The organism is Streptomyces sp. NPDC048411 (assembly GCF_040704695.1).
Classification (GTDB): domain Bacteria; phylum Actinomycetota; class Actinomycetes; order Streptomycetales; family Streptomycetaceae; genus Streptomyces.
On the sequence record NZ_JBEZKL010000199.1, the window covers coordinates 1 to 9,200 of the forward strand.

The 9,200-nt window shown below is 63.6% G+C and carries 6 protein-coding genes; 3 read left to right on the forward strand and 3 right to left on the reverse strand.

Annotation, left to right across the window (positions count from 1 at the left end; all coding sequences use genetic code 11):
• Positions 1–142: 142 nt before the first annotated feature.
• On the reverse strand, positions 143–484 hold the full coding sequence (locus AB0915_RS36385; protein WP_366695272.1) for a hypothetical protein: 342 nt from the start codon (positions 482–484) through the stop codon (positions 143–145).
• Positions 485–1,092: 608 nt separating this feature from the next.
• Positions 1,093–2,508, reverse strand: a complete 1,416-nt coding sequence (locus tag AB0915_RS36390) for a glycosyltransferase (protein WP_366695274.1) — start codon at positions 2,506–2,508, stop codon at positions 1,093–1,095.
• Between the two features lie 763 nt (positions 2,509–3,271).
• Here AB0915_RS36390 and AB0915_RS36395 point away from each other — a divergent pair.
• Both AB0915_RS36395 and AB0915_RS36400 read left to right on the forward strand, forming a co-directional pair.
• Positions 3,272–4,555 (forward strand): DUF6056 family protein, encoded by a 1,284-nt coding sequence (locus AB0915_RS36395; RefSeq protein ID WP_366695276.1) that lies wholly within the window; start codon positions 3,272–3,274, stop codon positions 4,553–4,555.
• Between the two features lie 1,211 nt (positions 4,556–5,766).
• Positions 5,767–7,062: a PIG-L family deacetylase gene (locus AB0915_RS36400; RefSeq protein ID WP_366695278.1), complete on the forward strand. Its 1,296-nt coding sequence runs from the start codon at positions 5,767–5,769 to the stop codon at positions 7,060–7,062.
• A gap of 477 nt (positions 7,063–7,539) precedes the next feature.
• Here the strand turns inward: AB0915_RS36400 and AB0915_RS36405 are convergent, their stop codons facing one another.
• Complete coding sequence (locus tag AB0915_RS36405) at positions 7,540–7,689, reverse strand: twin-arginine translocase TatA/TatE family subunit (RefSeq protein ID WP_366695280.1); 150 nt, start codon at positions 7,687–7,689, stop codon at positions 7,540–7,542.
• A gap of 165 nt (positions 7,690–7,854) precedes the next feature.
• Here AB0915_RS36405 and AB0915_RS36410 point away from each other — a divergent pair, with 165 nt between their 5' ends.
• Positions 7,855–8,802, forward strand: a complete 948-nt coding sequence (locus tag AB0915_RS36410; RefSeq protein ID WP_366695282.1) for an ion transporter — start codon at positions 7,855–7,857, stop codon at positions 8,800–8,802.
• The last annotated feature ends 398 nt before the right edge of the window (positions 8,803–9,200 follow it).

Below are 9,200 nucleotides of genomic sequence, written 5' to 3' on the forward strand. Positions count from 1 at the left end.
GCGACGACGCCATCAAGCCCGATCCCGGACCTGCCACTACGAACGGCGGGCCACCCAACAACGATGAAGATCACGATCTACAGCTGGAGTACTAGATGATGAAGCCGCCGCGTGAGCGACCGAACCGCCCTTGAGCCATTTCTCACTTTTCGCTTCGCCGGATCCAGTGGGCCCGGCGTTGACGAGGCGCAACTGAATTCGATTGAACCTCGCCGGATTCCCGTGCTGCCGTAACGGGGCGATCCGTCGGGACGCTGAGGCCGCCTACGGTGTAATCCGTCGTTGCAATGCTGTTGACGAGCTGGTCTTCGGTGAAATTCTCCGAACCGGGAACATGCGGGATGAAGCCGACGAGCACGCCTTCGCTGACGATCTCCGCGTCAAGACCGGCAGCTCCGTCAAGGTCCCACAGAGCTTCAAGATCTTCATCGAGCACGACCCTGATACCGAACTCGTACACCCCTGCCTCGACCACATGCGCCATGACTCCGCGAGCGCGCAGTCTCGACACCATCCGATCTGCACGATCTGATTCCATACGCGTACACCTCGTCACTCCGGGCGACAGACACCTTTGCCGACTACGCCAAGCACACGCCAGGGACTCAGCGAAAACGACAGGTCCTTCTCCCTGTGCCAACGCTACTCCGAAACAAATCCATCCGCCCATCAGCTAAACGTGACGACTCCCGTCGGCACAACGCCCTTCAGCGCTTTTGAAGCAGCGGTACACGATTGACTCGCAGTCGGTGAAGAAATTCCGACAGAAGTCCTCATCTCATTTTCACCGAATCAAGGAGATTCGCCGAATCTCATTCCGAGTGCCTAGGTCCAGGCGCAGCCGCTCAACGAGTTGATTCTCTTCTGAATTCATACGAACGGTTTCACCATTATCGATCGCCGACTCCCTTATCATTACGCTGCGGAATTTAATTGTGACCACGCTCGCACCGAATACCGGATGGGCGACGACAGTGCAGAGATATCCGGAGAGCAGGAACGCGATTACCCCGACCAGGGCCGGAATGAGAGGCCGACGCCATAGGAGCCCGTGCGTCGCGCCGTTCGGGTCCGGCCGGCGCGGGTTCCCGATCAGCGGGCCCGTTGCTGGGCGAGGGCGGTGCCGGAGTTGATGGCCCATCGGGCGAGCAGGAACGAGAGCGGGGTGGCAAGGAGTCCCGCCGCCACGGCGGCAACGTTCTTGCCCATTCCCAGAGTATGTACGCCGGCAAAGAGGAGAACGCCGGTGAGTACGAGGTTGACGAGGCTCGAGACGGGATACCGGAAGAATCCGTGCCACGTCGGTTTCGTACGACAGGTGATGTACGTATTGAGGAAGAACGACCCCACGATACTGACCGCGAAACCAATGACGTGGGCGATCAGATAGGGGATCCATCGGTTCAGGGAGGCGTACACCGCCAGATAGACCGCCGTATTGACGATTCCGATCGACGCGAAGACGAAGAACTGGCGCACGGTGCGCCCCTTGGACGATCCGATCGCGGAGGCTCCCGCATCCGTCGCTGACAGCATTCCGGACGGATATCGGTCCGCAATGGTGTGGCGCTCCTGCCGCACGCTAACCTCCGTCTCGCGCACCACGTAGAGCGGCCGGTGTTTCGTTTCGCGGTAGATGCGCCCGACGTATTCACCGATAATGCCGAGCGTGGCCAGCTGGACCCCGCCGAGTGCCACGACAGCGGTCAGCAGGGTGGCGAATCCGGGGACGCGTACACCGTGCAGGGCGACGCCGATGACGATCCATAGCGCGTACGCCAGCGCTGCGGAGAAGAGCGTGAGACCGATGTAGACGGCCAGACGCAACGGTCGGCTGTTGAAGGAGATCAGTCCGTCGATGCCGTAGTTGAGCAGGCGTCTTCCGCCCCATTTCGAGGTACCGGCGGCGCGGCTGACGTTGTGATAGGTGAAGCTGACGGTGTCGAAGCCGATCCAGGAGAAAATTCCCTTGGAGAACCGGTTGGCTTCGGGCAGGGCGAGCACCGCTTCGACGGCAGGACGGGACAGCAGCCGGAAGTCTCCCTCTCCGTCGGTGATGTCGACATCCATCCAATGCCCCATCGCGCGGTAGTAGGCCGTGCTGACGACGCTGCGCAGCACGCCGTCCCCCGAACGGTCCCGCCGCGCGACGACCTGGTCGTAGCCGTGCTGCCGCAGCTCCAGTATCCGGGGAACGAGTGAGGGCGGATGCTGAAGGTCGGCGTCCATGAGAATCACTGCGTCCCCCCGGGACATACGCAGTCCCGCAAGCATCGCGGCCTCCTTGCCGAAATTCCGGCTGAAAGAGGTGTAGCGAACCCGCGGATCCGCGGCAGCGAGGGCGCGCAACTGCTCCCTGGTCGCGTCCCGGCTGCCGTCGTCGACGTAACAGACTTCGAAGCTGCGTCGAGTCGTTTCGAGGACGACAACCAGTGTTTGGTGAAATCGCTCGATCACCTCGTCCTCATTGAAACAGGGAACTACGATCGAAATCTGGCACTCTGTCATTCGGGTCCCTGGCAGGTGTGGTCACGGCATCTCGGAAGTATGCGCCCTTGTCCTCTTGATGCGTCTCGATCTGAGGCATCGTCAAGCGAATTGTGCAGGCCCCCTCGTTCTCCGCGATGCCTTCCGGCCGAATCACGCCACGGGATGGCACCGAATGGGTGAAGCATCCGTCTCGTCGCTACCCGAACGGTCCTTGGTGATGCGCCTGACCAGTCGGCTCCTGAGTCCTCCCTGCTGCGTTGCAGTGTTCTTCGAACAGAGAGTTGTGCAGACTCGGCTCTGATCAACGGCAGGTGCTCTCATGTTCTGCTGAACTGTGTGACACTTAGCCATCTTCCGGGGCGGTTCGGAGCTGTCCGGCCCTGTTTGCCCTGACCGCTGCCGGTGAACAGGCGTGCCCGTCCGGACAGCGAGGGGGAATGGGCTGTGGGGGCCGGCGTTTCCTACTGGGTTCGGCGCCCCGAGGGCTGACACGCCGGAGCGAACTGGTCCCGACCGCGCCGGCCTGTGAGCGGGCCCGGACGCGAGGGCCGCGGCACGGAGTCGGACCCGAGCGAAAGGAATACCGGTCGTGGAACGTCCCCTAGGTGAATCCGTTCAGGAGCGACGGCGAGACGGTGTTCCGGACCGCGGAACAGCTCGGTGGTGGACATCTCTGTGGGTCGGTTCGCTCGCGGCTTTCCCCGTCGCTCTGCTGGCGGCCGCGGCCTGGTTCGGCCGATGGGTGCGTCCATCCGGTGATGACTGGTGCTTTCTGCCCGTCGTGCGTGACGGGGGGGTGTCCGCGATCGTCGGGAAGTTCTACTACCTGGACAACGGGCGCGTCATGAACGCTGTGCTGGTCTGGTGCTATGCGCGGTTCGGTGTCGCCGGGCATCAATGGTTCGGCCTGATCAGCGGTGTGCTGATGCTCGGGCTCCTCTGGGCCGCTGTCGCCGGCGTTCTGCCCAGGGCAGGGATGACGGTGCCACGGGGGGTCCCCCTCCTGCTGGCATCGATGGTGACGGCGATGTTCCTGTTCGGGTCCCCCAACACCTACAAGACGTTCTACTGGCCGGCCGCGTCCGTCTCGCACACCCTGCCGCCCGTGTTCGCCTGCGCTGCGGCCCTTCCCCTCCTGCGGGCCACATCACGATGGGGCAGAGGTATCGCCCTGCTCGCTGTCTTCCTGGCGGGGTTCTTCATGGGCACGCTGTCGGAGGAGACCTGTGTCGTCGGTGTGGTCGTACTGAGCTGCTTGCTGCTGATCAGCGGCCGGATCGTCCCGCAGGAGCGACGTACCTTCTTCCGCGGCTGGTGCGTCGCAGGGATCACCGGAATCGTCATCGGAAGCCTGATCCTCCTCAATTCTCCGGGCTCACGACATCGGCGTGAACGTCACCATGCCTCGTCGATACTCACTCCCGAATCGCTCCTCGCTTCGCTGCGTGGTTTCGCGCACATCGCAGCCATCATTCTCACGACATGGCAGTACCTGGGGGCCTTCGTGGCCGGCCTTCTCCTGGGCCTGCTGGCCCGGCAGCACGAAGGCCGCCTGCCCCCGATGAGACACGGGACGCTGCTCGCCCGGACCGGCGTCTGCGCCCTCCTCGTCTCGGGCTATCTGTGCACGGTCATCACCTACCCGGCCTTCGGGTCGACCGTCGCGACATCCACACGACTCTGGAACGACTACCTGCTGCTCTACATCCTGCTGCTTGTCCTCGTGGGCGCACTCCTCGGCCGCGCGTGGAGAGAGCGCGGGCGCCCCACCGGGCCGCCGAAGGCCGTCGCCGCAACTGTGTACGCTTTCGCCTGCCTCTCGCTTGCCGTCTCTCTCGTGCATCTCGGCACCGACATGGCGGTCCGCGCGCGGAAATGGGACGACCAGGATCACTGGTTGCGCAGCCAGTCCGCGGCCGGCGCGAAGGTACTCCCCTACACACGGCTGCCCATCAGCAAAATGACCGAACCGTTCGCTGACGACGGGCGCAAGGCGTGGCCCGCTTCATGCGTGGCCCACTACTACCATCTGGAACGCGTGGTCCAGGCGACAGGACTCCCCTGAGCACGGGCACGGACGGCGCACGACGACCTCACGCACTGCTCAACCGGCGGTCAGTCCGACGGCAGATGGAACGGGACCGAGGTAATGACGATCTTGGGCAGTGGGCGCAGAGCACGGCGCAGGCGGGTGGCCGTGCGACTGTGCGCGCTGCTCCCAGCACCAGCCGCCTGGCCCGTGCCCGCGCACCTCCCAGCCACCCTGAGGGCAGGTCTCCCGTGTCGACCTGTTCGCCCGCAGAACGGGACCCGAGCGGAGAGACCGCCACCAGACGATCGAACCGCGCAGGGCGGACCTCCACCGGAGGCGGAAACCTCCCGAGATCGGGATCCACGGGCAAAGCGCGGCGCCAGACTTCAGGGGCGGCCGACACTCGCCCCCACTCACGCCCCACCCGGCGCAGCACACGCAATTGCTCCTTGGTGAGCCCGGCAGCTGGGCGGCGGGGCCTGGCGGTCCGGCCGACCCCACACCTCGGCTTCCGCGCGTATCCGCCACAATACCCAGTGTTGTTGACGGCAGGACAGCCCGGCGGGACCGACATGGCTCCTGTGAGGTACGGCAGCCCGAAACACTCCTGTGGCCAATGAGACCGAGACCCCGCATGTCCGTCACCGTGCCACTGCGGAGAACCGGCTCGCCTGGCACCGGCTGGACAACAGGCAGCAGGAGCTCACCTGTCTGGACACGCTCGACAAGCAGAATCACGTCGACGGTATGCAGTGGGCCATCGCAATGGGGATGGCCTTCGGTGGATGGCTGGTTGCTTCACGTGCGCTGAGGGTCTGTTCAGTCGGGCAGATACGTGGCGCAGATCCACTTCACTCACTGGATATTCGGTTGTCCCGGCGAGTCGGTCGTTTTGCGCAGTCCAACTACCGGTACCCCTATGAGTTGTGCGCGTCGGCGAATGCCAAGAGACCTCGCCGGAGGTGTCACGCTCGCGACCACGATTTGCCCCGGACCACCCCCGAGCATGGACGTGATGCGAGCCAAACGGACGAGAAGGAAGGAATGGTTGAGTGGAGTGCACGAAAGACAGCAAGAGAACTGGCTCGACGCACCGGCTGATTCCCGCTATGACGTTGGCGATTTTAGCAATTCTGGGATTATCGTGCTCTTCAAGTGATTCCCCTCTCGCGAACAGGGGCGCGGGCCCCACGTCGCACCAGACGTCGAAGGCGGCACAAGAACCTCACGGATGCCAACGCACCATGATCGGTGTCGCGCATCCCGACGACGACCTCTACTTTGTCGACCCGGAGATCAGGAAGACAATCCATTCCGGATGCGCGGTCACCACCGTTTATCTCACTGCGGGCGATGACGGGAAGAGCTCACAGGTAGCCCGGGACTACGTCGCGAGAAGAGAGAACGGGGTGCGCGCGGCCTATGCGGAGCTTGCCGGGGCACCGAATCGCTGGACCGAGGACAGCACACGGGTCAACGGTCGCAGCATCAGATCCTTCAGCCTCGAAAGCGGTTCGCAATCACCCGTCAAACTGGTCTTCCTGGGACTGCACGACGGCCTTCCTCACGGAAAGGAAAGTGAGAGCATGCTCAAACTGTTCCTGGCAACCCGTAAACGGATTCAGCTGTTCCGAAGCATGGAAACCTACACCGAGGACCAGCTCCTGCGAACCCTGTCCGACCTCGCCCGGCAGGAAAGAGCGCAACGTATTCTCACACTGGACTACGACAACGCTTCCTTCGCCTTCGGTCTCCGCGGCAAGGTCGACCACAGCGACCACGGCATCGGAGCCAGATACTTCAGAAAAGCGGGATACCTCTCCGGCATCCCCGTCGCATCCTATCTCGGATACACCATGTCGTCACTTGAACCCAACCTGCTCCCTGGGCAAGTGGCTGAAAAGGAAGCGGCTGTCAGACGCTACCTCGCGCATACCAATTGCCATTCCAAGAAAAGTTGCGCCCTGGCCGACACCTACAAGGGGCCGCTTGCACTCGACGATTCGGACTGGGTTCATCGTCAGTACCAGCAAGAGCATCGGAACCCGCGCCTCGGAGAAATCATTGGAGACATTGGAAGAACTACCGAGTTCAGCAGCAGGGATCCGGAGCAGTGCCTCGAAGCGGTGAACACTCAAACGAAGTACGACGCGGTCCGGATCAACAGCTGCAAGGGAACCAGCGCACAGAAGTGGGAAATCAGGAACGACGGAACGATCAGAACAAGACTTTACAGAGGATATTGTCTCACCGAACTGACCAGCAGCGCCGGTCTGGCGCTGTGTGACGCATCACGCCCAGAACAGAAATGGGCTCCCCAACCCTGGAAAAGTACCACCTGGAAGCGCACGGCATGGCGAATCGCGGGAGAGAAAGGCATGTGCCTCTACCAGGACGACCGCTCACTCCCCCCTCACTGGAATTCAAGGACGGCGCAGCACCCCCGACTCGGTCTCGTCAGCTGCAACAAGCAGCGTGAGCCGGAGCTCTATTGGCGCTGGGCAGCAGGAACGGCTCACATTGGCCCAAACATCACATAACGACCCAGCGCAACGCAATCAGACATGACGAGGTGTCGGGTTGACGCGTGGCATCTTGTCCCGCTGCTGGCTCGACTCGATACGGCGATCTGTTGACTGGTCCCCTCTGTCGGTGAGGCCGGGCTCATTCCGGCTCCCGAGGATCGGACGTTGCGTATCCGACAAGACGACAACGGCACTGTTCTGAGCTCGGTCCACCCCGCGAGGCGCCGACGGTCTGTGCTCAAGGTCGCGTCATGGTCGCCCGCGGCCTGGCCCGCCCCGCACCGGAGCTGACCACGTACGCGACGGGCGCCCACGCGATTGATCTCCTATGCCGGCTCCAGGCTTCGCCAGCACTTGTCTGCGACGACTCGGGCCGCCTGGCCGGCACGGTGAGCCTGGGCGACCTGCCGGCCCGCCCCCTGCAGCCGCGGGCGGCCCGAGGACAGAGGTGCAGTCGGCCCAGTCCTCGACGAGCGGTGGGCCGACTCATGCTCACCGCTCGTCGTTCCTCAACGCCTTTGCCTCACTCTTGAAGATGCGGGCCGCCTTGCCCGCCGAACGTGTCAGCTCGGGCAGCTTCTTGATCCCCAGGACCACGACGACGACGAGGAGGATCAGGGCCAGTTCACTCAGGCCGAACATCAGATCTGCTCTCCCAGGGGGACGGATGGGACCAAAACGGCGTACCGGCTGCGCATCGCTCTCTACATTGCTGTAGAAGTCTCTCCTGGAGCATGATCGCTCAACAAGCCCGCCTTCCAGCCCGGTTGGCCGGGAACAGTGTGCTGCACGGAGGAACAGAGCAGGATGACGGACGGCGCCCCCACGGCCCGAGTGACCCCAGCCCGGGTATGCCTGGCGCGCCGGTGCCGCGCCCTCACGGAAGCGCGCTGGTTCGCTGCCACCGTGTTCACCCTGATCCTCACCAACGCCGCGCTGCTCGGCCTGGAGACGTACAGCGGACTGGTGGACGACTGGCACCACTGGCTACGTCTTGCCGAGCACGCCTGCGTCGCCGCCTTCACGGTGGAGATTGTGCTGCGCCTGGCCGCCCACGCCGACCGCCCGCGCTCCTTCTTCCGCGATCCGTGGAACCTTTTCGACCTCGTCGTCGTCCTCAGTGCGTTCCTGCCCGTCGTACGGGAGAACACCACCGTGCTACGGCTTTTGCGGCTGGCCCGTGTTCTGCGTTCAGCCCGCTTCCTGCCGCAGCTGCGCGTCTTCCTGATCGCGGTCGGCCGCAGCCTTCCCGGCACACTCAGCTTCCTGGTCGTGGGCGCGCTGCTGCTGTACGTCTACGCGATGGTGGGGTGGGTCTTCTTCTCGCGCCACGACCCCGAGCACTTCGGCTCGATCGGCCGCGCCGTCCTCACCCTCTTCCTCCTGATGACCCTGGACGGCATCGGCGACGCCGTCCGCGCCGGCCTGGAGATCTCCCGCTGGAGCATCGTCTACTACGCGTCCTACGTCCTGCTCGCCTCCTTCGTCCTGGTCAACGTCCTCATCGGCGTGGTCATCACTTCCCTCGACGAGGCACGGGACATGGAGGCGGAAGGGCCACCCACGCAGCAGGGACCGGAGGACGCAAATCTGCTGCGAGAACGCATCGCCACTGCCCGCCGTGCCCTGGACGACCTTGAGGACGAGCTCGCCCGCGCGGCTGTGCACTTCACAACACCCGGCGAAGGGCGGGCAGTCGTCGCAGCTCGGCCGCCAGCGGGAAGGACGCCGGCGTCGCGAGTGGGACAGCAGTGACCTCTACGGCGAGTCGGAGCCGATGCCGGCCGTGATCGCCGGCTTGAGGTGCTTGGCGGCGGCAATACGTTGACACAACGGGGGCAGCACGCCAGCTTGAGGTATGGGTCGCTTGGCAAGGCCGGAGGCCAGCTCTGTGCCGGTCAGGACGCTTGCGCTCGCCCGCTCCGCCACCCCAGTACAACCAAGCCGCTTGTGCCCCCATCCCTACCAACAGATGACGGCATGACAGCCAAAGCTCGCGCACCGACCTCTCGGATCCCCAAGCACGATCCGGTCCATCAGAGAAGCGGTGGGGGGGGGGGCCGGGGTGCGGGACCAGGGACGAAGACCACAACACTGAAGTCAATTAAAAAAAAACACAAAAACACAAAAAAAAAAATCTTTTATAAGAAATA